Source organism: Mycobacterium sp. NGS49 (assembly GCF_059812565.1).
Map to the genome: position 1 here is coordinate 232,221 of NZ_JCALCX010000002.1, position 20,165 is coordinate 252,385.

Here is a 20,165-nt window from a genome sequence, read left to right on the forward strand (position 1 = left end):
CCGCATCACCGCCTTCCGCCCGGCCGCTCGTTGTCTAGATAGCTATTTATATTATGATAGCAACATTCATTTTCCAGCCTGCGTGCGCGGGCGAACTGGTTGCTCAGGGAGGAGCGTTGATGACGCTCAGCACCGACCAAGAAGGCGCGCCCGTCGCGCTCGACTTCACCGGCGAGAACAGTCCCTACCCGTTCTTCGAGTACATGCGCAAGACCGACCCGGTGTGGCACGGCGGACTCATGGACACCGAGCAGGTACCGGAGGAATTGCGGCCCAGCGATGAGTGGGTGCTGTTCGGTTACGACGATGTCTATCAGGGGTTCCGCGACGACAAGACGTTCACCTCGGCCAAATACGACGAGACCATCGGTCTGGTGATGGGCCACACGATTCTCGCGATGGGCGGCAAGGAGCACCATGACCATCGCAGCCTGGTGGCCAAGGCGTTTCGCGCCACCGCCCTGGAACGCTGGGAGCCGTCGGTCATCGGGCCGGTCTGTGACCAGTTGATCGACGAGATCAAGACAGAGGGTCACGCAGATCTGGTGAAGGCGCTGACCTTCGAGTTCCCCACCCGGATCATCTCCGAGTTGCTCGGGCTGCCACGTGAAGATCTCGACATGTTCCGTCGTCTTTCGATGGATCTGATCTCGATTTCGACCGACATCATGGCCGGTTTGACCGCCGCCGGTGAGTTGCACGGATACTTCCTCAACCAAGTCGAACAACGCCGCCGCAAGCCCACTGACGACATAATCGGCGACCTGGTGGCCGCCGAGATCGACGGCGAGAAGTTGACGGACGAGGCCATCATCGCGTTCCTGCGTCTGCTGTTGCCGGCCGGACTGGAAACCACCTATCGGTCGTCGGGTAACCTGCTGCACTCGCTGCTTACCCACCCCGAGCAGCTGGATATTGTGTCCCAGGACCGGTCGTTGATACCGATGGCGATGGAGGAAGGGTTGCGCTACGAGACTCCGCTCACCATGGTCATGCGCACGACCACCCGGGAAATTCAATTGGGCGGCAAGACGATTCCGGCCGACGCACAGATCGACATGTGTATGGGGTCGGCCAACCGCGACGAAACCCGCTGGACCGAACCGAATTCCTTCGACATCCGCCGCCCGCGCCAGGCCCACATCGCCTTCGCCGGCGGCATTCACATGTGCCTGGGCATGCACCTGGCCCGGCTGGAGACACGAGTGATGCTCAACAGCCTGTTCGACCGGGTCAAGGATCTGAAGTTCGTCCCCGACGACGGCACCGGCGAGGAGTCCAAGATCGTCGGCCTGGTCTTCCGCTCCCCCAACAAGCTTCCCGTCACGTTCAGCCCCTTGAACAGTCGAGCATGAAAAGCCGCGCGGCGATCCTGCACGGCATCGGCGGACCGTGGTCGGTGGAAGACATCGAACTCGACGCTCCGCGGGGCGGTGAGGCGCTGGTCGAGATGGCCGCAGCGGGGCTGTGTCATTCCGACGACCACATCCTCAAGGGCGACATGTCGGCGCCCAACGAGGTGATGAAGGCCCTGGGATTGCCGACCATGTTCCCGATGATCGGCGGCCATGAGGGTTCGGGCATCGTGCGCGAAGTCGGCCCTGGCGTCACCGATTTCGCGGTGGGCGACCACGTGGTGATGTCGTTCGTCGCAGTCTGCGGGCAGTGCCGCTGGTGCGCCACCGGCATGGAGTACCTCTGCGACACCGGCATAGGCACCATGGTCCCGGGCATGCCCACGGACGGCACCTTCCGTCATCACACCGCCGACGGACGCCCCCTAGGCCACTTGGCGAAGGTGGGTGCTTTCGCCGAACACACTGTGGTATCGGTCAATTCGCTGATCAAGATCGAGCGTGACCTGCCGCTGGTACCCAGCGCCCTGCTGTCTTGCGCGATCCCGACCGGCTACGGCTCGGCGGCCAACCGGGCCGGGGTGCGCGGCGGCGACACCGTCGTCGTCATCGGCGCCGGCGGCATCGGCACCGGCGCGATCCAGGGTGCCCGGATCAACGGCGCCGCGCAGATCATCGCCGTCGACCCGGTCGAGTTCAAGCAGAAGTCGGCCCTGCAGTTCGGCGCCACCCACAGCGTGGCATCGGTGGCCGAGGCCACCGACCTGGTCCGCGGGCTGACCTATGGGGTGATGGCCGACGCGGTGGTGGTCTCGCCGTCGTTGATCACCGCCGACGACGTGCGCGACGCGGTGGCGCTGACCCGCAAGGGCGGCACCTGTGTGCTCACCGGCATGACGTCGCAGTTGACGCACTCGGTCAACATCAACTTGCAGGACTTCATCCTGATGAACAAGACGTTGGCGGGCACCATCTTCGGTTCGTGCAACGGCAAGGCCGACATCGCCCGGCTGGCCAGGCTGTATCAGACCGGGCAGCTGCAACTGGACGAAATGATCACCAGGCGCTACCGCCTCGAGGACATCAATCAGGCGTACGCGGACCTGCTCAACGGCGAGATCGTGCGGGGCGTGATCGACTACGGCATCAACTAGCCCTGCCGCCGCCCCACCCACCCGCCGAGTGTGAATTCTGCGACGCGACACGCGGCGGGGTGTCGTGAAATTCGCAGTCGGCGCTACGCGCCGTCCGCCTGCTGCTTCGCCTTGTGCAGTTCCTGCAGCTTCTTGAGCCGCATCAGCTTCTCGACCTGACCGTAGGCGTCGATCGGGCTGTGCAGCGACAACCCGCCGTCGGCATGCAGCACTTGACCTGTCACCCAGGACATTTCGAGCACACCGACGATGGCCTGCGCCACGTCGCCGGGCTCGCCCAGCCGGCGCAGCGCGGTCCGCTTGGACATGCCCTCGACCCAGGCCGGCCACTTCTCGGCGTCCGGCAGCATCGGAGTCCGGGTGACGCCCGGCCCGACTGCGTTGACACGGATGCCGTGCACACCCCACTCCACGGCGGCGACCTTCACCAGCATGTCCAGTCCGGCCTTCGATACGCAGTAGGCACCCATATCCCGGTCCGCTACCGTGCCGCTGATGCTTGACACCACAACGATCGAGCCCTCCAGTCCGGCATCGACCATGGCTTGGGCGGCCGCCCGGATCGTGTAAAAGGTGCCGGTCAGATTCACCGCCAGCACCCGCTGCCATTCGGCCGGATCGATGGCCAGCAGCAGACCCGACGATCCGATACCGGCGGATGCCACCACCCGGGTCGGCACCCCGTGCTCGCGGACGGTTCGCTCCATCGCGGCCGTGACGCCGTCGAGATCGGTGATGTCGCAATCGATGTCGCCGCCGGCCACATCCCAAACGACGACGTCGTGGCCGGCATCGCGCAACATCGCGGCGGTTTGCCGCCCGATGCCGGACCCGCCGCCGGTCACCAGCGCCACCGAGGCGCTCACGCCGCGGGCCCGATCAACTCGACCAGCACGCCGTCCGGCGCGGTGATCACCGCCATCGGAACGGTCTTGCCCGCCGGCGCGGGCATGGTGATCTGACGGACGCCCTCGGTGAAGCCGAGCTCTGCCAGCGTGGCCAGAGTGGCGTCCACCTCCCGCTGCAACGAGAGCAGAAAGAAGCCGTGCCGGGGTCCCGAGTAGCCTCGCGGCGTCTCCTCGGCACCGGACAACTCGACCAACTCGACGATGCCACAATCGGGCGTCTGCGGATCACCCAGGAAGACCGATCTCAGCTGATCGGTCCTGACCCCGAACAGCTCTGGCCAATCACCGGTGAAAGTGTGATCGAACAATTCGGTCAGCCCAAGCCCGTCTCGCCAGAAGCGCAACGACCGTCCGACGTCGGCGGTACAGATGGCGGCGTGATGAACACCCAGCACGAATTCCCCTTCCGATAGGGCACCCAGTATGACCGTCAGCTCCGGCTCAGGGCAGCCAGGGTGCGGTCCCAGAGCTGGGTGGCCAGCACGGGATCGTAGGCGCTGCGGTTGGCCTTCGAGATCTTGCGCCTGGAGTAATACTCGCCCGGCTGCCAGTCGACACCCGGGGTGCTGGACGCCAGCCAGGTCAGTTGTTCGGCGCCCTGGTCTGCGGTGGCGGTGAATCGGGCCGTCACCGGAACGTACTTTTTCATGAACATCAGGGACCGCGACCCTGAGGCTTCGCCGAAGTTGGAGTTGACATACCCCGGATGAAAGGTGACGGCGGACAGTCCGGCGGTGTGATGTCGACGATGTAATTCCTTGGTGAACAACACAATTGCTAGCTTGGTGAGAGCATAGGCCATCCCGGGCCGGCGAGCCGCGGTGCGCTCCAGGTCGGCGACCGTGACCCTGGGCAGCAGCCGCTGCGACGAGCTGGTGGTGTTGACGACGGTCGCGCGGGAGTCGACGAGCATGTCCATCAGCTGTGTGGTGAGCAGAAAAGGCGCCAGATAATTCACCTGATAAGTCTTTTCGAAGCCATCGGCGGTCATTTCCACTTCTCTGCACATGCCGCCCGCATTATTGGCCAGCACGTCGACGCGCGAGTACTCGGAACGGATCTGGTCGGCCAGCGCCCGCACCTGGGCAAGGTCGGCGAAGTCGGCGACAAAGAAATCCGCGCCAAGTTGCCCTGCCACGGCGGTGGTCTTGCGTTGCGAGCGGCCGACGACGACAACGTGCGCACCGCTTCGACTTAACTGGCGCGCGGCCGCGGCGCCGATGCCGTCACTGGCGCCAGTGATGACAATAGTCCTGCTCATATCGGTGGCATCCTATGCCAGCGAGTACCGAACAGGCAGGTGCTTGAGACCCCCCACGAAGGTCGCGGCGACCAGTTGCGGATCGCCGGCCAGCTCGATGGATCGCAGTCGGGGCAGCAATTCGGTGAAGAAGCTGCTTACCTCCATCCGGGCCAGCGCCGCGCCCATGCAGAAGTGCACGCCGTACCCGAACGCCACATGCTTATTGGGCTCACGTTCGACGTCGAACCGGAACGGATCGTCGAACACTGCTTCGTCGCGGTTGGCCGACACGTATGACAGCAGCACCGATTCGCCGGCGGCGATCGGGACTCCACGCAATTCGGTATCGCCGGCGGCGGTACGCATGAAGTGCCGAACCGGGGTGACCCAGCGAATCATCTCCTCGGTAGCCCGCGGCATCAGATCGAGGTTGTCGCGCAGTCGGCGGAGCTGGTCCGGGTTCTCCACCAGCGCGTGCAACCCACCGGAGATGGTGGCGCTGGTGGTGTCGTGACCGGCGGTGGCCACGATCAGGTAGTAGGACACCGTCTCGATGTCCGACAACGGCTCACCGTCGATGCGCGCGTTGGCGATAGCGGACGCGAGGTCTTCCGTCGGGTGCTTGCGGCGAGCCTCGGTAACCCCGTTGAAGTAACCGAACATGTCCAGCAGCGCCGGCAACTGGTCCTGCGCCGATGAACCGCGCTTGTATTCGCTGTCGTCGCTGCCGAACAGCTCCTGGGTCAGCTTGAGCATGCGCGGGAAGTCCGCCTCCGGAATGCCGAGCAGCGACATGATCACGTAGAGCGGGAAATTGACCGCGACCTGCTGCACGAAGTCGCACTCAGGGCCGACCGCCACCATCTTGTCGACGTAGCGCTTCGCCAACTCGTCGACCCGAATCTTCAGCGCTCGCATTGCTTTTGGCCGAAACCAATCCGACCCGATGGCGCGCACCGCCCGGTGCTGCGGGTCGTCGAGGTGGATCAGGGTTCGTACGCCCGCGGCCGCCTGCATCTCGTCACCCTCGATCGTCGCCAATACCGGCCGCGGCCAGTTGGTGAAAAGCAGGTTGTTGCGCTCGATGGCCATCACGTCGGCGTACTTGGTGATGGCCCAGAACGGCCGGTAGCCCGGCACCTCGACCCGCGATACCGGCGCGTTGGCACGCAGATGGGTGAGAGCCGCATGCAGCCGCCGCTCGTCGGTGTAGGCCTGTGGGTCGGCGAGCAACTTGGCGGCCTCATCAATCTTAGCCGCGCTCATCGACGAAACCCGCTTAACGCCAACCGAATACAATCCGGCGCGGCGGCATAGAAAATAGGCAGTACGCGGTCGACCACACCCTCGCATCGCTCACGAAGGGCGGCACCGACGTCGCCGGCCGGTCCGACGACCGCGAACGTCCCGAGTATGTCGTCGTCGATCAGCGATCCCATGGTGTCCCATTCGCCTGCCTTGGAAAGACGGTGCAATTCCTCGTGCAGATCGCCCCAGCCATGCAACTCGAGCACCTTGCGGTAGGCCGGCGTGGACCCGTAGAACGCGATCTGTTTACGGGTGGCCGCCATTGCGGTGGCCAGCTCGTCCTGGTTGGTGCCGGTGGCAACCATCACCTCGGCCGACACCTCGAAATCGCCTCGGTCGCGGCCAGAGCGGGCAATGCCGCGCAGCAGGATCGGCATCGTCACTTCGGTGAGATAGCGCTTCGAAACCATGGGGTGACCGAGATGGCCGTCGGCGACTTCTCCGCACATCTCCGTCATCGCCTCACCGACCGCGGCGAGGAAGATCTTTGGCAGCGGGTGGGGGTTCGGCTCCGGTGTGAACATCGGGGTCATGATCTTGTGCGTGTAGAACTCACCCTCGAATCGGAGCTTGGTGCCGTCCTTCCACGCCGACCAGATGGCCCGTACCGCGGTGACGAACTCGTGCATCCGGCGTGCGGGATGACTCCACGGCATGCTGAAACGCTTCTCGATGTGAGCTTGGATCTGGGTGCCCAGCCCGAGGATGAAGCGGCCCTGCGAGTAGGCCTGCAAATCCCAGGCCAGGTTGGCGACGGTCATCGGGTTGCGGGCGAACGCCACCGCGATGTTCGTGCCGAGGTCGATGCGCGAGGTGTGCTCGGCGGCCAGCAGCAGCGGCAGAAACGGGTCGTGACTGGTTTCGGCGGTCCAGCCGCCGTCGTAGGACTGCGCTTCCAGATCGCGGGCCGCTTCGACCACCCGGTCCAGCCTGTTGGGTATGCCACCGTCGATCTTGAGGCCCCCGCTCACCATTGGGCAAAAGCTACAGTAAGCAATTCGGTAGGGTCAACGTCAAGCCGCGCCTCGACTGATGGTGGGCAGCTAGAGTAAGCATTTCGAGTGAGGACCGCAGGCATGGCCAATTCTGAGGACTGGCAGGAGACGCTCGACGATCTCGACCGCCGCCGCCGGCACTCGCGCGGCATGGGTGGGACCGAGCGCCTCGACAAGCACCGCGGCAAAGGCAAACTGGACGCGCGGTCCCGCATCGAGCGACTCCTCGACTCCGGCACGTTTCGCGAGATCGGCACCCTGGTCGGCGGTGACGTGGCCGCGGACGCGATCGTCACCGGCTCGGGCCTGATCAACGCGGCGCCGGTGATGGTGGGCGCCGAGGACTTCACGACTCTGGCCGGAAGCATCGGGCCGGGGGGTAATTCCAAGCGGTACCGGATCGCGGAGTTGGCGTTGCGCGACCGCATCCCGCTGGTGATGCTGCTCGATGGGGCCGGTTTTCGACCCACCGGTGGACACTATGGACGCACGCCCACCGATCTCCTTGCCCAGACTCAATGTTCGGGTCGGGTGCCGACGGTCGCCGCGGTGCTCGGGCCCTCGGCCGGACACGGCGCCCTGGTGGCCCCGATCTGCGACTTCCGGATCATGAGCCGGCACGGCACCATCTTCACCGCCGGCCCCCCGGTCGTGAAAGAGTCGACGGGAGAGGACATTTCGAAGGAGGATCTGGGGGGACCGGAGGTGGCGCTACCCAGCGGGGTGATCCACAACGTCGCCGAGGACGACGAGACAGTGCTCGACGAGATCCGCCGCTATCTGTCGTACTTCCCGGCGAGCGCCTGGTCGTATCCGGCCGCGATGCCCGCCGAGGAAACGACCGCGCCACGTCCGACACCGGAGTTGCTGAACATCGTCTCCCGCGACAGCCGTCGGGTCTACGACATGCGGGCGGTGCTCGACGTGGTCTTCGATCGCCCCGACTGGTTCGAGGTGCAGCCGTCGTTCGGCAAGGCGATCATCTGCGCGCTCGCGCATCTCGGCGGCCATCCCGTGGCAGTGGTCGCCAACCAGCCGCAGGTGCTGGCCGGTTCCATCGACGCCGATGCCGCGGACAAGGCAGCGCATTTCATCCTGGTCGCCGACTCCTTCCACCTGCCCATCGTTTTCCTGGCCGACAACCCGGGAATGTTGCCGGGGAGCCGATCCGAGCGAGCCGGAGTGCTCCGCAGCGGCGGGCGGATGTTCGCCGCACAGACCGCCGCGACGACGATCAAGCTGCATCTGACATTGCGCAAGGCCTATGGCTTCGGCTCCATGGTGATGTCGTTGCTGGGCTTCGACCACCAGTCCGCCACGTTCGCCTACCCGGGCGCCACCATGGGAGCAATGAGTGCGGCCGCACTGAGCCGGGCCTCGCACGCCGGTGCGGACCTGACTGCCAAACTGCGCGATGCCGAGTTGGAGGCGTCCCTCCGCTCGGCCGAGGGCTTCGGATTCGACGAGCTCATCGACCCGCGGGAGACCCGGGACGCGCTGCTGGCCGCGCTGCGGCGCGCGCTGTCGGCGCGGCAGGCCGCTGCCGAACCGGTGACCCGCACCGTGATCCTGCCGTGATTTCACTGCGCGAGCAGACACAAAATCAGGGTGGAGCGCGCGTTCCAATGCGAGTTTGTGTCTGCTCGCGGGTTTAGGTGCGGTAGGCCGATAGCACCGGCTCTAGCTCGTCGGGCGTGGCGCCGTGCAGAATCACCGCGTCGGCGCCGTAATCGAACTCGCGCCGAATGCGCTGCGCGCACTGCTGGGCCGAACCCGTCGCCGACGGCTCCAGCCATTCCTCGGGAATCAGGGTCGCGATGTGCTCGATCTGCTCCGGCGTGGCTTTGTGATCGATCCCGCCGGCGATCGAGGTGACCACCGGATCCTCCCGAAACCGTTGCAGCACAGTGGGGTCCCAGTCGTTGGTCTTGACCATGAGATCGCCGTAGCCCTGCAGGTAAGTGGCCAGCCGAGCGACGGTCTTCTTCAATCGCAACGGTTCGGACAGGTGGTCACCGACCGTGGCGAAGCACGACCACACCCGCACGCTGTCCGGGTCACGACCCGCCTGCTCGGCGGCGGACTTCACCGTCGACACACATCGCCGCAACGTTTCCGGGGTGAAGTACGTGTGCAGGATGACGTCGTCGAAAGCGCGGCCACCCAGCGCCAGCGTCTTGGGACCGAAAGCGACCAGCGCCAGGCGAATGTCTTCGTCGAAGTCGCGATCGAGGAACAGGATCGGATACTTGCCCATCGGCCCGTCGTGATTGAAGATGACCTCGCCGTGCCACAGCCGGCGCATGACCTGTGCCCAGTCCTCCATCTGCGCGGTCGTCACCGCCGGTATGCCGAACGCCCCATAGATCGCGGCGATACCGCGACCGATGCCCAAGGTGAACCGTCCACCCGAGAGCCGGTGCATGGTCGTGGCCCAAGATCCGGTGATCAGCGGATGACGGGTATTGTGATTCGTTGCGGCGGTGGCGATCTGCATGCGAGTGGTCACCGCGCACGCCGCCCCGACCAGAGAAGACGCCTCCTTGACGTTCCAGCGTTCGGAGATGAACGCGGTGCCGAACCCGAGTTCTTCGCCGCGGCGCGCCTCGTCCATGAGGGTCGCCGGCCCCTCGCCCCCCGCCCCGGCCAGCAGGTAGTAGCCCAGTTCGTCGAGCACGCGTTCCGTCATCTCCATACTCCTTGCTGGTTTCGGTGCCACCGACCGTGATGGTCGAGTCATAGACGACGCCGACCTGCTCTCCGTCGTCACCCCGAGGATGATGTTGAGGTTCGACTCGCAGTGAGTCGCACACCGGCCACATGTCGGCGACGCGTTGCACCGCCTGGTGGTGGATCAGCGCGGGTGACTTACCCACCTCGTGACGAATGACGTTGTCAGCCAACAATTCCCCGGCGCGCTGCAGGTCGAATTCTTTCCGCACCACCAGGTTGTGGAGCTCTTCCACCTCGCGCGCATTCCGCACCGCGCCCATCAATCGGATGTCCGCTGCGCCACGTCGTCCCTGACCTCGCGCAGAAATCGTTCGGAGATGGCCTGCACGCGGCGGGAGAACACGTGGCTGACATGACCTCCCGCATACCAGTGCAGCTGGCCGCCCCACTTCTCCTGCAATACCAGGGCCGGCTCCAGCATCGCCATCCTGTCGTGTCGCGCGGCGACGATCAGCCGCCGCCGCGGCGGCGGTGCCGGGTCGGTCGTCAGCGGATCGATCACCGTGGTGAGCCGGGAGACCACGTCGGATTGCAGCAACCGCCGGTAGTCGCTGTGCGACGAGCCCGAGCGCCCGAGGTGTCGCGCGATCATCGCGTTGAGCCCCAGGATGGGCGTGTACAGCGCCACCGCGTCAACCTGGCGCTCGAGATGCGAGACCAGTGCGGCCACCGGGCTACCCATCGAAACCCCTGCTACCACCACAGCGGTGGCTTGCCGTCGCGCCCACCGCACCACCGCACGGACCTCGGAGACCGACCGCATCATGCCCGCCACGTTGCCCAGCGGGTCCATGTCCGGATAGGCCGGCCAATATCCGCGACGACTCCCGTGGCCGGGCTGGATCGGCATCGCGACATTGAATCCCAGCCCGCGGTGGATCCGGTCGATACGCGACATCAGCATGTCCTCAGCTCCGCCCTGTCCGGCACCGTGGATCCAGATCAGCCAGGGCCGGGGGCCGTCACGATGGCGGCACAGGTGTACCGCCGCCCGGGACGGGCCGCCGAATCCCTCGTCGACGAGCGTTTGCGGCAGTGCAGGATCATGGTCGAACGACATGCGCTCGTAGGACAGTCCGGCGACCCGGCGGCGCTTGATGGCGCGCACCCGCAGCGGCGCGGGTTCGGCGTGTGCACCGTCGATGCCCAGCGCCGACAACTCCTCGGCCGCCGCGTTGCAGGCGTCCACCGATCGGATGTTCCTCGGAATGCTGCCCCCGAGCACCGAAAACCCGGTCAACACGAGCTCATCCAGGAACACTTCACCGAATTGGCGCACCCCGCGGGGAGCCTCGGGTACCAATCGGGTGGACTCGTTGAAACCCAACACCGTTCGCGGCAACACCATGCCCAGTTCCCGGGTGATGCCCAGTCCACGCAGCGCCCACGACATGACCGATCACCTACCTCAGCTTGGATCCGGTGTAGCCGCTGGCCGCGAAGCCGCGTCGGCAAGCGCTTCGGTCATCTCGCTCCTTGCGACACCGGCTGAGTCCGCCGATCTGCTGAAATCTATACTGTAACGACTTTAGTATCAGACGGCGGGAGGTGCCGGGGTGAAGGTTCCGTCCACCTGGAAGGTCACCGGTTGGCTCATGATCGGCTGGCCACTCGAGTCCGGTGTCGGCGAAGTGCGGCCGTTGCACGGCTGAAGGAACGCCATGACAGAAACAGCCGACGAGATCCGGGGCGGGTTCCCCGACGTGCGGCCACTGGACGCACCACCAGGGCTGCAGCGTTACATCAGCGAGTTGCGCCGCCTGCAGGACCTTACCGTCTCCACCAACCCCGATGCCGCCGGCTGGGACGCTGCCCGCTCGCACATCGAAAGTGCCTGTGCCGTCTTGGAATCCCATCGGGTGTCCGAGATCGAGGTGCCGGCCGGCCGCGTCCTGGAGATCCCCGGACTGGGCCATCCGCTCATGCCGCCGTGGACCCTGACCGAATCGGGGCCGGACGGGGTCGCCATGCACGGACACTTCACCCAATCCCACGTCGGCGGAAACCACGCGGTGCACGGCGGCATGATCCCGTTGTTCTACGACTGGCTGTTCGGCATGGTGGTCACCGGCGCCGATATCCGTCCCACCCGCACCGCGTACCTGCACGTCGACTACCGAAAGATCACCCCGATCGATGCACCGCTGGCCGCCCGGGGCCACATCGACCGAATCGAAGGCCGGAAGGTGTTCATCGCGGCGAGCATGACAAGCTCCGATGGTGCGGTACTCACCGAGGCGAGCGGCCTGATGGTCCGCCTGCTCCCCCACCAACCGTGATGTCGCGGGCAGACACAAAATCGCACGCTGCGGGGCTTGGATGTGCGATTTCGTGTCTGCTCGGCAGGGAAGGAAGTTGTGCCTGAATTCACTGTGCCCGCTGTCGCCGCGGCCGTCGCCGCCGCGATACCCGACCGCGAACTGGTGATCCAGGGCGGCAAGCGCTTCACGTACGCGCAGATCATCGAGCGGTCGAACCGACTGGCCGCCTACCTGCACTCCCAGGGACTGGGCTGCCACACTGAGCGTTCCGCCCTTCCCGGCCACGAGACCGGCCAGGATCTGCTGGGCCTGTACGCCTACAACGGCAACGAGTTCGTCGAGGCGCTGTTCGGCAGCTTCGGGGCTCGGGTCGCTCCGTTCAACGTCAACTACCGCTATGTGAAAAGCGAGCTGCAGTACCTGCTGGCGGATTCCGGCGCGACCGCGTTGCTGTACCACGCCGCGTTCGCGCCACGGGTGGCCGAGGTGTTGCCGGATCTGCCCAATCTGCGTGTGCTCATTCAGATCGCTGATGACTCCGGGAACGGATTACTTTACGGCGCAGTCGATTACGAGAGCGTCGTGGCCGGCCCCGTCGAGCCTCCGCCGGTGCAGCCCTCACCCGATGACCTGTATGTGCTCTACACCGGCGGCACGACCGGCATGCCCAAAGGCGTGCTCTGGCGCCAGCACGACATCTTCATGACCTCGTTCGGCGGCCGTGACCTGATGAGCGGCCAGTTCGTGAATTCGGTCGACGAGATCGTGGCGCGGGTGACGGCCGGTCCCGGCACCAAAGTGATGGTGCTGCCACCGCTGATACACGGCGCCGCGCAGTGGACGGTGATGATGGCCGTGACGACCGGGCAGACCATCGTCTTCCCCACGGTCGTCGACCATCTGGACGCCGACGACGTGGTCCGCACCATCGAGCGCGAGCGCGTGGCGGTGGTGACGGTCGTCGGCGACGCGATAGCGCGCCCGCTGGTCGCCGCCATCGAGCAGGGCACCGCCGACGTGTCGTCGCTGTTCGTCGTCGCCAACGGTGGCGCCCTGCTCACGCCGTACGTCAAGCAACGCCTGATCGATGCCCTGCCTAACGCCATGATCGTCGACGGGGTCGGGTCCTCGGAGACCGGCGCCCAGATGCATCACATGTCGACCGCGGGAGCGGTGTCGACCGGTACATTCAACGCCGGTCCGGATACCTTCGTTGCGGCCGAGGATCTTTCGTCGATCCTGCCACCCGGCCATGACGGCATCGGCTGGCTGGCGCAACGCGGTTATGTGCCCCTGGGCTACAAGGGCGATGCCGCCAAGACGGCCGCGACCTTCCCGGTGATCGACGGTGTGCGCTACGCGGTTCCCGGTGACCGCGCCCGCCACCGCGAGGGCGGTCACATCGAGTTGCTGGGTCGTGATTCCGTGACGATCAATTCCGGTGGCGAGAAGATCTTCGCCGAGGAGGTGGAGAGCGCGATCGCGTCGCATCCGGCGGTGGCCGACGTCGTGGTTGCCGGCCGGCCCAGCGAGCGGTGGGGTCAGGAAGTGGTGGCCGTCGTGGCGCTGGCCGCAGGCGCCCATGCCGAGGCGCAGGATCTGGTTGCGCACGCCGGTCAGTCGTTGGCCCGCTATAAGTTGCCCAAGGCCGTTGTATTCCGCAGCATGATCGAGCGCAGTCCGTCGGGGAAGGCCGACTATCGCTGGGCACGGGAGCAGGCACTGAACCCGTGAGTGAGCTGCGGCAGGCGCTACTGGGTGGCTGGGTGCTGGAGTCGTTCGTTTCGCGCGACGCTGCGACGGGCGACGTCCGGCACCCGTTCGGCGAGCATCCCACCGGTCTCATCCTCTATACCGCCGACGGTCACATGTCCGCCCAGTTGATACCGGGCACCGACGAATTCGTGTCTTATGGAGGACGGTTCGACGTCGACGAAGCAGCGGCAACGGTCACCCACCACGTGATGATCGCGACGATGCCGGAGTTGTTGCTGCACCCGCAGCTTCGGCACGCTCGGGTCGAGGGCGACCGGCTGACGTTGGCGGCGAGCCTCACCGCCGACGGGAGCACCACACACAACACCCTGGTCTGGCGCCGCGAAAGCTAACCCGCCACGTTGCACCAGCCGGCCACATTCTGCATGTTGACGCGTGTGCAGCGTGATTTCGACGTTCTCCAACGGAGCCATCACACCGTCGTTCGCGTTCGATCTCGGCTTGGATCAGCCTGCTCAGCAGATCGTCACCCGGGTTCTCCCGACGTCGCTGATCAGCCGGTAGTAGATGGCCATGTCGACCGCGGACTTCTGTCCGGCCTCGCTCATTTCGACTTCGCCCGGCCCGCGGTGCAGCGGATCGTCGATCCACAACCGGATCCGTTGTCGATCCTGTTCCGGCACCCCTTGCAACATGGTCATCACGTCGAAGGGGAACAGTGCTGACAAATCCTGGACGAAGTCGAAACCCCCGGGATCCACTGCCGCCAGATACTTGTCGACGACTTGCGTAACCAGAGGTCGCAGCGCCTGGATGGCCCGCGGGGTGCACACCTTGTTGAGCAGACCGCGGGAAGCGCAGTGAACGGCTTCGCGGCCCCGCCCGTCCTGACCGGCCGCGCGGGATCTCAGGCCGGGCTGGAAGCGACCACCGCGGCAACCGGTGCCGGTATGGCTTGGCAACCGCGGATCTGCAGTGCATCGGCGCAGCCCAGCGCCAGGCTGATCGCGGCGGGGATCAAGAGTGCGTATCCCCCGAACTGCGCCCCGGCCACTATCCCGGCTACGCCGCCGGCCAGGAAAAGCAGCAAGGTGACCGACAGGATCGCCGCCTTCCACCTGTCGATGCCGTGCCTGCGGCTACGGCCGATCATGAGTCCAAGATCGGTAATGGTGCCGGTGAAATGGGTAGTGCGCACCGTCATCCCGCGAAAGCTTGATGTGAGCCCGTTCTGCAGGCCGAGGGCTGCCGCGGCCAGCAGGGCCTGCACCCCCGTGTCCATGGCGGTTTCTTCGACTCCGGCGGCGGCCAGCAACAGCAGCAACGCCTGCATCGTCAGCACGATCGCGTGACGTGCACCCAGCGGCACCCGGCGCGATGTCAGCAGCGCGCCGGCGACGGCCGACCCGACCAGGAACCCGGACAGAATGGCGATGAGTACGTGGCTCTCATAACGCCAGGGGTTGGCGGTGTCCATGCCGAGCTGAGTGGTGACACCTGTGAGGTTGCCAACCGGTACGGCCAGGATCATCAGCGCAACCGCGTTCACCAATCCCGCGTTGAATGCCAATGCCGCGCAATACCCGAGTAGGCGCCCTTGCGGAGTCAGCGAACGGGAGCCGCGCGTTGGGCTTTCTCGGTCGGCTTCGGTCTGCATCCGTGTTCCTCCCCAGGTGATCGGCCTTCGGTGGTGGCCGATCCCCATGCTGTCGTCGCGGGCTTGGAGGATTCTTGGGCGATTCTTGGGAACGCCGCGGGGAAAACACGCGCGGCGGGTGTGGACCCCTGCGTCGGGGGGAATCGAATGGTATGGCCCGAGCCCAGCCCGACGCTGCACCCGAGGAAAAGCGGGCACACGCGCCCGATCCCGACGATCCGCGCAAACCGGACTCCCCGGACGACCTGACCAAGGCGTCGTGGTTGTTCGCGCTGCGCAAGACCGCGTACGAGTTCCGCAAAGATCAGTGCCTCGACCTGGCCGCAGCATTGACGTATTACGCGGTGTTATCGGTATTCCCGGCGCTGTTGGTGCTGGTTTCGCTGCTGGGGGTCGTCGGTGAGGGCCGCCGCACCACCGATGCGCTGCTCGAGGTGGCGGGCGGGGTAGCCCCCGCATCGGCGGTCGACATGCTGCGCCAACCGATCCAGCAGGTGGTCGACAATCCCTCGGCCGGCCTTGCCCTGGTGTTCAGCGCGCTCGCCGCCCTGTGGTCGGCGTCGGGGTACGTCGGCGCGTTCGGACGGGCGATGAACCGTGTCTACGAAATCGGCGAGGGGCGTCCGGTCTGGAAGCTGCGGCCGCTGCAGCTGGTGTTGACCCTGGCCGGCCTGATGCTGGCTGCCGCGGTGGCGTTGATGCTGGTGGTCAGCGGTCCGATCACCGAGGCCGTCGGGCGGGCCGCCGGGATCGGGAGCGCCGCGCAAACAGCATGGTCGATCGCCAAGTGGCCGGCCATACTGGCGATCGTCACCCTGGTGGTGGCCATCCTCTACTACGCGACCCCCAACGTGCAGCAGCCGAGATTTCGCTGGCTCAGCATCGGCGCGGCGGTCGCCATCGTGGTGTGGGCCGCGGCTTCGGTCGGATTCGGCTTCTACGTCAGCCGCTTCGGCAGTTACAACAAGACGTACGGCGCGCTCGGTAGCGTCATAGTTTTCCTGTTGTGGCTGTGGATCACCAACGTGGCGCTGTTGTTCGGCGCCGAACTCGATGCCGAGCTGGAACGGGGGCGACAACTGCAGGCGGGCATCGAAGCCGAGCGCGAGTTGCAGCTGCCCCCCAAGGACACACACGTGCTGGCGAAGAGCGAAGCCGCCGAGAAGAAGGACGTCAGGCGCGGCCGGTCGTTACGCCGCACCCGGGGCAGGCGCGAATAAGAACGCCTCAGAACGCGTATCGCACCAGGCACCGCGGTATCTTGGCCGCGATCAGGTCGGTCAGTTGCAGCACCCAGCGTCCCTGCCACGGGCTCTTGTACGCCTTTGGGATGCCAGAACAAGTTGACCTCGTGCAGGCCCTCGTTGCGAGTCAGGAAGATGATTTCGGCCGCCAGTTGCCGCCGGGTGCGCTCGTCGGTGCCGTCAACGATCCTCTCGAGAAGCGCCGCCGAGTCGTCCAGCCAACCCTCGTGCACGATGACCGGGCTGAAATTGAGGTGCACCTGGTAGCCCGCGTCGACGAAATCGTCCAGGGCGGCTATGAGGTCGGCCACCTTGGAGGTACGGATGTCGACCGCGCGTGAGGTCTCCTCGGGCATCAGGCTGAACCAGATCCGGGTGCGGCCACGCGGGTCGTACCGAAGGAGTTCGGGGTTGACCAGCTTCGTCGCAAAACTGGCTTTCGCGTTCGGAATTCGGGCAAACAGCTCAACTAGATCCCGGACGTTGTCGGAGACGAGAGCGTCGGCCGAGCAGCCGCTGTTCTCGCCGATGTCGTAGACCCAGTCGACGGGGTCGCACTGGTTCGGCACCGCCTTCACTCCCTGGCGCGCCGCGTGCCGCTCGAGATAGCCCAGGATCTTCTCGATGTTGGCGAACACCGTGATCAGGTTCGCGTAGCCCTTCCGGCGCGGGAGTAGCAATAGCAGGCCATCGCGCAGCCGTTGGCCGTCGAGGGTGCGATCCAGTCGCTCGACCGCTCGTTGCGGCGAGCCGTCAGGCTCTTCCTCTCTCCCAGGACCAGCACTTCGCGTTTGGTACGCACCCAGTCGTCGACACAGCCCTCGTTGCCGTACAGACCGGGTATCGATTGATGCGAGGGGACCTCGATACGCTCGGCATCGGGGAACCGGTCAAAGACCTGGCGGGCGCGCGGGAGCCGGTCGATACCGGGCTCGTGGTAGGTCCGTCGGATGTCCAGAAGTCGATCGGCGAGAGTCGAAGTCATCGTCAGCTGCAACCTTGGCGCCGTCGGCACCGTTCCCCGTAGATCGTCTACCTTCGAGGGTATGGCCGAAATCTCAGGAGCAGACCCAATCGATGACGTCGCCCCCGGCGACGTCATCTCCGTCGACCGCGGGTCGGGCGAGAAGTCCTACAAGGTGGTGTTCATGGACTCTGCCGAGTCGGAGTATGTTGTCACGCTCGAGGGCGACGACGGCGAAACTTTCCAGATCACCCTGGCGGCCGGCGCCACTGTCAAGAGGTCGCTGGAATCGAAGTGGGAGTCGGCGCAAAGTCCCACAGCGCACACCTGACCTCTAGGGCGAGCAGTCGCAAACTCGCACCTAATCGCCTGAATTCATGCGATTTCGTGTCTGCTCGGCAGGGGTGGTGAGTAGTTGGGCTTGCCCAGCCCGAGCACATGCTGGGCGATCATGTTGCGGAATACCTCCAGCGTGCCGCCGTAGATCCCGGCCAGGGGGGCAAAGCGGTAGAGATACTCCGACGCTCCATCGTCAGCGGCGCCGTCCGTCTCGATCGGAAGCACGGAGGCGGGGCCGGCAATGTCCATCAGGTCCGGCCCGACGTCACGCATGGTCTGCGCCTGGGCGACCCTGCCGAAGATGCTCGGAGTCGACAGGGCCGCCTCCAGCCGAGCCGCGCTGCGGCCCAACCGATATGCCACCGACCCGTCGTCGATCGGGCGCGCACCGTTCGGATCGGGTTGTCCGACCCGGGCCGCCACGGCGTCCACCGCCGCAGCCATGAAGCCGGTCTGGTGCTGCATGATCGCCACATCCTGCAACCCGTCCGGCGCGACCGCGACGGCGCCGTGTTCGGCGTTCAGTGGGCCGCGCAACACCGTCCATCCGCCGTTGACCTCACCGAGTAGGTACTTGTCGTCGACCCGGACGTCGCTGTAGTAGACGATGTTGGTCCGGTCGCCGTCGACGGTGCGGATGCCCTGGATCTCGATGCCGGGTAGATCAAGAGGGACCAGAAACATGGTCAGGCTCTTGTGTTTTCGCGCCTGCGGGTCGGTGTTGGTGATCAAGAAGACGTACTGGCAATTGTGTGCGCCGGTGGTGAACATCTTGGAGCCGTTGATGATCCAGCTCGACCCATCGGCCTCCCGCACCGCCCGTGTCTTACATGTCGCGATGTCCGAGCCGCCCTCGGGCTCGGTGTAACCCAGGCACATCCGCACCTCTCCGGTGAAGACCCTCGGCAGTACCTCTTCGACGAGTTCGGGTTTGCCGAATGCGGCGACGGCCCGCGCCACCATCGCCGTGGTCCCCCATGTCACCCACGGGGTGTGCACCCGTCGTTTCTCCAGTTCCCAGATGCGGCGACGGACCCTGGTGAAACCGCCGTCGGACAACGGCTTCCACTCTTTCTCCAGATACCCGGCCGCGCCGATGGCCAGATGCACACCCTCGTCGAAGTTGTCACCTGTTTCCCGGTCGCGGCGGCGAACCTCGTCGGTCACGTGTTCGGCGAGAAAGGCGCGCACCTCGGCCAGGAAAGCCTGGTCGTCGTCGTCGAGCTCGACGAGGGTGAAATCCATTGCGACTAAGCACTTTCCCGCTCGGCAACCATGCGCCCGACCTGTTTGGCGGTCAAGCCCGGGTCGCCTCCGGCCAGCGCCCAGCCCCGGGCCCGGACCAGATAGGCCGTCGCGGCGGCTTCCACCGAGACACCGAGACCGCCCTGGATATGTACCGCCATGGTCGCCGCCTTGGGCGACTCTTCGGCCATGAAGACGAAGGCGCACCCGGGCAGTTCGGGCCGCTGGTCGGGTTCGTTGTCGAGAAACCATGCGGCGCGACGGGCGAGGTTGCGACCGCCTTGAACGCTGATCGCCATGTTGGCCAACGGATGCGAAATGGCTTGCAGCGTCGAGATCGGTACGCCGAGTGTGTATCGCGACTTGGCGAATTCTGCGGCGATCGTCATCGCCTGCTCGACCAGGCCGGTCAGCGCGGCGGCGGTCAGCACCCGCCATTCGTCGACGGCGCGACGGTACGCCGCAATGGCCTGCGGGCCTGACCCCAGCACCGTCCGCGAATCGGCCGTGTCCGGATCAACCCAGGCCATGGGCAGCTGGCCGAGGTTGGGCACCCGTTCGGGCCGGGTGGCGAAACCCAGCAGGATCAGCTCGTCACCGTCGCGCACGACGAGGCCGTCGGCAACGGCGGCAGACGGGACGAGACGGCGCCCCGCAACAGGTTCCGGGGCAATGTCCAGGCCGAGAATCCGGTTTCCCTCGACCACCTCGGATGTCACGGCGCCCAACCGCTCGGCCAGGCGCGCCGCACAGACGTGGTCGATCCAGGGCACCGGTGCCAGCGCCCGGCCTAGTTCCTCGGCGACCAGTGCCAGATCCACCAGTGTCGCTCCGTCACCGCCCGCGGGCTCCCCCACTGCCATCGAGGTGGCACCCATGGCGCACAACCGCTCCCAGAGGCTCTTGTCGAACCCCGTCTCCTGCGCGGCCCATACGGTCTCGATCGGGCAATGGGTCGCCAGCAACTGGCGGTAGGCGGACTGCAGGGCCCGATGATCCTCGGTCAGGCTGTAGTCGATTCGGCGTAACTCGTAGCGATCCAT

20 protein-coding genes and 1 pseudogene are annotated in these 20,165 nt (G+C 65.7%); 8 read left to right on the forward strand and 13 right to left on the reverse strand.

Annotated features, from left to right (window positions below):
- The first annotated feature begins 119 nt into the window (after window positions 1-119).
- Window positions 120-1,355 carry a cytochrome P450 gene (locus AC5Y7D_RS02990; RefSeq protein WP_499921379.1) on the forward strand — a complete coding sequence of 412 codons (1,236 nt, stop codon included), beginning with the start codon at window positions 120-122 and terminating at the stop codon, window positions 1,353-1,355.
- Entirely contained in the window at window positions 1,352-2,509 is a 1,158-nt protein-coding gene (locus tag AC5Y7D_RS02995) for a Zn-dependent alcohol dehydrogenase (protein ID WP_499921381.1), read from the forward strand. Before AC5Y7D_RS02990 ends, AC5Y7D_RS02995 begins: the two co-directional genes overlap by 4 nt.
- Before the next feature lie 83 nt (window positions 2,510-2,592).
- Here the strand turns inward: AC5Y7D_RS02995 and AC5Y7D_RS03000 are convergent, their stop codons facing one another.
- The 5 genes from AC5Y7D_RS03000 to AC5Y7D_RS03020 are packed head-to-tail and all read right to left on the reverse strand — an operon-like array spanning window position 2,593 to window position 6,942.
- Window positions 2,593-3,375, reverse strand: a complete 783-nt coding sequence (locus tag AC5Y7D_RS03000) for an SDR family NAD(P)-dependent oxidoreductase (RefSeq protein ID WP_499921383.1) — start codon at window positions 3,373-3,375, stop codon at window positions 2,593-2,595.
- Window positions 3,372-3,812, reverse strand: a complete 441-nt coding sequence (locus tag AC5Y7D_RS03005) for a VOC family protein (protein ID WP_499921385.1) — start codon at window positions 3,810-3,812, stop codon at window positions 3,372-3,374. The genes AC5Y7D_RS03000 and AC5Y7D_RS03005 overlap by 4 nt, the downstream gene beginning before the upstream one ends.
- A 35-nt stretch (window positions 3,813-3,847) precedes the next feature.
- Entirely contained in the window at window positions 3,848-4,678 is an 831-nt protein-coding gene (locus AC5Y7D_RS03010) for an SDR family NAD(P)-dependent oxidoreductase (RefSeq protein WP_499921387.1), read from the reverse strand.
- A gap of 12 nt (window positions 4,679-4,690) precedes the next feature.
- Window positions 4,691-5,926 carry a cytochrome P450 gene (locus AC5Y7D_RS03015; RefSeq protein ID WP_499921389.1) on the reverse strand — a complete coding sequence of 412 codons (1,236 nt, stop codon included), beginning with the start codon at window positions 5,924-5,926 and terminating at the stop codon, window positions 4,691-4,693.
- Window positions 5,923-6,942 (reverse strand): LLM class F420-dependent oxidoreductase, encoded by a 1,020-nt coding sequence (locus tag AC5Y7D_RS03020; RefSeq protein ID WP_499921391.1) that lies wholly within the window; start codon window positions 6,940-6,942, stop codon window positions 5,923-5,925. Before AC5Y7D_RS03020 ends, AC5Y7D_RS03015 begins: the two co-directional genes overlap by 4 nt.
- A gap of 102 nt (window positions 6,943-7,044) precedes the next feature.
- Between AC5Y7D_RS03020 and AC5Y7D_RS03025 the strand changes: the two genes are divergently transcribed.
- The gene (locus tag AC5Y7D_RS03025; RefSeq protein WP_499921393.1) at window positions 7,045-8,541 is read left to right on the forward strand and encodes an acyl-CoA carboxylase subunit beta; all 1,497 of its coding nucleotides are present in this window, start codon (window positions 7,045-7,047) and stop codon (window positions 8,539-8,541) included.
- Between the two features lie 73 nt (window positions 8,542-8,614).
- Here AC5Y7D_RS03025 and AC5Y7D_RS03030 read toward each other — a convergent pair whose 3' ends face one another.
- A complete protein-coding gene (locus AC5Y7D_RS03030) occupies window positions 8,615-9,652 on the reverse strand; it encodes a TIGR03857 family LLM class F420-dependent oxidoreductase (protein ID WP_499921396.1) in 1,038 nt (345 codons plus the stop codon).
- Between the two features lie 303 nt (window positions 9,653-9,955).
- The gene (locus AC5Y7D_RS03035) at window positions 9,956-11,089 is read right to left on the reverse strand and encodes a PHB depolymerase family esterase (protein WP_499921399.1); all 1,134 of its coding nucleotides are present in this window, start codon (window positions 11,087-11,089) and stop codon (window positions 9,956-9,958) included.
- Between the two features lie 268 nt (window positions 11,090-11,357).
- Here AC5Y7D_RS03035 and AC5Y7D_RS03040 point away from each other — a divergent pair, with 268 nt between their 5' ends.
- From AC5Y7D_RS03040 to AC5Y7D_RS03050, 3 genes are all read left to right on the forward strand, one after another.
- The gene (locus AC5Y7D_RS03040) at window positions 11,358-11,975 is read left to right on the forward strand and encodes a PaaI family thioesterase (RefSeq protein ID WP_499921403.1); all 618 of its coding nucleotides are present in this window, start codon (window positions 11,358-11,360) and stop codon (window positions 11,973-11,975) included.
- 78 nt (window positions 11,976-12,053) lie between these two features.
- On the forward strand, window positions 12,054-13,691 hold the full coding sequence (locus AC5Y7D_RS03045) for an acyl-CoA synthetase (protein ID WP_499921406.1): 1,638 nt from the start codon (window positions 12,054-12,056) through the stop codon (window positions 13,689-13,691).
- Window positions 13,688-14,065, forward strand: a complete 378-nt coding sequence (locus AC5Y7D_RS03050) for a lipocalin-like domain-containing protein (RefSeq protein WP_499921408.1) — start codon at window positions 13,688-13,690, stop codon at window positions 14,063-14,065. The genes AC5Y7D_RS03045 and AC5Y7D_RS03050 overlap by 4 nt, the downstream gene beginning before the upstream one ends.
- A gap of 123 nt (window positions 14,066-14,188) precedes the next feature.
- Here AC5Y7D_RS03050 and AC5Y7D_RS03055 read toward each other — a convergent pair whose 3' ends face one another.
- Both AC5Y7D_RS03055 and AC5Y7D_RS03060 read right to left on the reverse strand, forming a co-directional pair.
- On the reverse strand, window positions 14,189-14,506 hold the full coding sequence (locus AC5Y7D_RS03055; protein ID WP_499921410.1) for a hypothetical protein: 318 nt from the start codon (window positions 14,504-14,506) through the stop codon (window positions 14,189-14,191).
- A 74-nt stretch (window positions 14,507-14,580) separates the two neighbouring features.
- Entirely contained in the window at window positions 14,581-15,330 is a 750-nt protein-coding gene (locus AC5Y7D_RS03060) for a YoaK family protein (protein ID WP_499921415.1), read from the reverse strand.
- A 152-nt stretch (window positions 15,331-15,482) separates the two neighbouring features.
- Between AC5Y7D_RS03060 and AC5Y7D_RS03065 the strand changes: the two genes are divergently transcribed.
- Window positions 15,483-16,550, forward strand: a complete 1,068-nt coding sequence (locus tag AC5Y7D_RS03065; protein ID WP_499921418.1) for a YihY/virulence factor BrkB family protein — start codon at window positions 15,483-15,485, stop codon at window positions 16,548-16,550.
- A 218-nt stretch (window positions 16,551-16,768) separates the two neighbouring features.
- Here AC5Y7D_RS03065 and AC5Y7D_RS03070 read toward each other — a convergent pair.
- Window positions 16,769-17,212 (reverse strand): annotated as a pseudogene (locus tag AC5Y7D_RS03070) (spore photoproduct lyase family protein); the annotation flags it as partial.
- Window positions 17,213-17,217: 5 nt separating this feature from the next.
- Window positions 17,218-17,559, reverse strand: coding sequence for a hypothetical protein (locus AC5Y7D_RS03075; protein WP_499921421.1), 342 nt, complete (start codon window positions 17,557-17,559; stop codon window positions 17,218-17,220).
- A gap of 61 nt (window positions 17,560-17,620) precedes the next feature.
- On the opposite strand from AC5Y7D_RS03075, the gene AC5Y7D_RS03080 reads away from it, so the two are divergent.
- Window positions 17,621-17,869: a hypothetical protein gene (locus tag AC5Y7D_RS03080; RefSeq protein ID WP_499921423.1), complete on the forward strand. Its 249-nt coding sequence runs from the start codon at window positions 17,621-17,623 to the stop codon at window positions 17,867-17,869.
- 44 nt (window positions 17,870-17,913) lie between these two features.
- On the opposite strand, the gene AC5Y7D_RS03085 is transcribed toward AC5Y7D_RS03080, so the two are convergent.
- Both AC5Y7D_RS03085 and AC5Y7D_RS03090 read right to left on the reverse strand, forming a co-directional pair.
- The gene (locus AC5Y7D_RS03085) at window positions 17,914-19,122 is read right to left on the reverse strand and encodes an acyl-CoA dehydrogenase family protein (protein WP_499921425.1); all 1,209 of its coding nucleotides are present in this window, start codon (window positions 19,120-19,122) and stop codon (window positions 17,914-17,916) included.
- 5 nt (window positions 19,123-19,127) lie between these two features.
- Window positions 19,128-20,165 carry an acyl-CoA dehydrogenase family protein gene (locus AC5Y7D_RS03090; protein ID WP_499921427.1) on the reverse strand — a complete coding sequence of 346 codons (1,038 nt, stop codon included), beginning with the start codon at window positions 20,163-20,165 and terminating at the stop codon, window positions 19,128-19,130.

Excerpts from the sequence above, each read along its gene's own strand:
- AC5Y7D_RS02990 (WP_499921379.1), top strand. The coding sequence starts at position 120 with ATGACGCTCAGCACCGACCAAGAAGGCGCGCCCGTCGCGCTCGACTTC.
- AC5Y7D_RS02995 (WP_499921381.1), top strand. The coding sequence starts at position 1,352 with ATGAAAAGCCGCGCGGCGATCCTGCACGGCATCGGCGGACCGTGGTCG.
- AC5Y7D_RS03010 (WP_499921387.1), bottom strand. The coding sequence starts at position 4,678 with ATGAGCAGGACTATTGTCATCACTGGCGCCAGTGACGGCATCGGCGCC.
- AC5Y7D_RS03015 (WP_499921389.1), bottom strand. The coding sequence starts at position 5,926 with ATGAGCGCGGCTAAGATTGATGAGGCCGCCAAGTTGCTCGCCGACCCA.
- AC5Y7D_RS03020 (WP_499921391.1), bottom strand. The coding sequence starts at position 6,942 with ATGGTGAGCGGGGGCCTCAAGATCGACGGTGGCATACCCAACAGGCTG.
- AC5Y7D_RS03025 (WP_499921393.1), top strand. The coding sequence starts at position 7,045 with ATGGCCAATTCTGAGGACTGGCAGGAGACGCTCGACGATCTCGACCGC.
- AC5Y7D_RS03030 (WP_499921396.1), bottom strand. The coding sequence starts at position 9,652 with ATGACGGAACGCGTGCTCGACGAACTGGGCTACTACCTGCTGGCCGGG.
- AC5Y7D_RS03035 (WP_499921399.1), bottom strand. The coding sequence starts at position 11,089 with ATGTCGTGGGCGCTGCGTGGACTGGGCATCACCCGGGAACTGGGCATG.
- AC5Y7D_RS03040 (WP_499921403.1), top strand. The coding sequence starts at position 11,358 with ATGACAGAAACAGCCGACGAGATCCGGGGCGGGTTCCCCGACGTGCGG.
- AC5Y7D_RS03060 (WP_499921415.1), bottom strand. The coding sequence starts at position 15,330 with ATGCAGACCGAAGCCGACCGAGAAAGCCCAACGCGCGGCTCCCGTTCG.
- AC5Y7D_RS03065 (WP_499921418.1), top strand. The coding sequence starts at position 15,483 with ATGGCCCGAGCCCAGCCCGACGCTGCACCCGAGGAAAAGCGGGCACAC.
- AC5Y7D_RS03075 (WP_499921421.1), bottom strand. The coding sequence starts at position 17,559 with ATGACTTCGACTCTCGCCGATCGACTTCTGGACATCCGACGGACCTAC.
- AC5Y7D_RS03080 (WP_499921423.1), top strand. The coding sequence starts at position 17,621 with ATGGCCGAAATCTCAGGAGCAGACCCAATCGATGACGTCGCCCCCGGC.
- AC5Y7D_RS03085 (WP_499921425.1), bottom strand. The coding sequence starts at position 19,122 with ATGGATTTCACCCTCGTCGAGCTCGACGACGACGACCAGGCTTTCCTG.
- AC5Y7D_RS03090 (WP_499921427.1), bottom strand. The coding sequence starts at position 20,165 with ATGGATCGCTACGAGTTACGCCGAATCGACTACAGCCTGACCGAGGAT.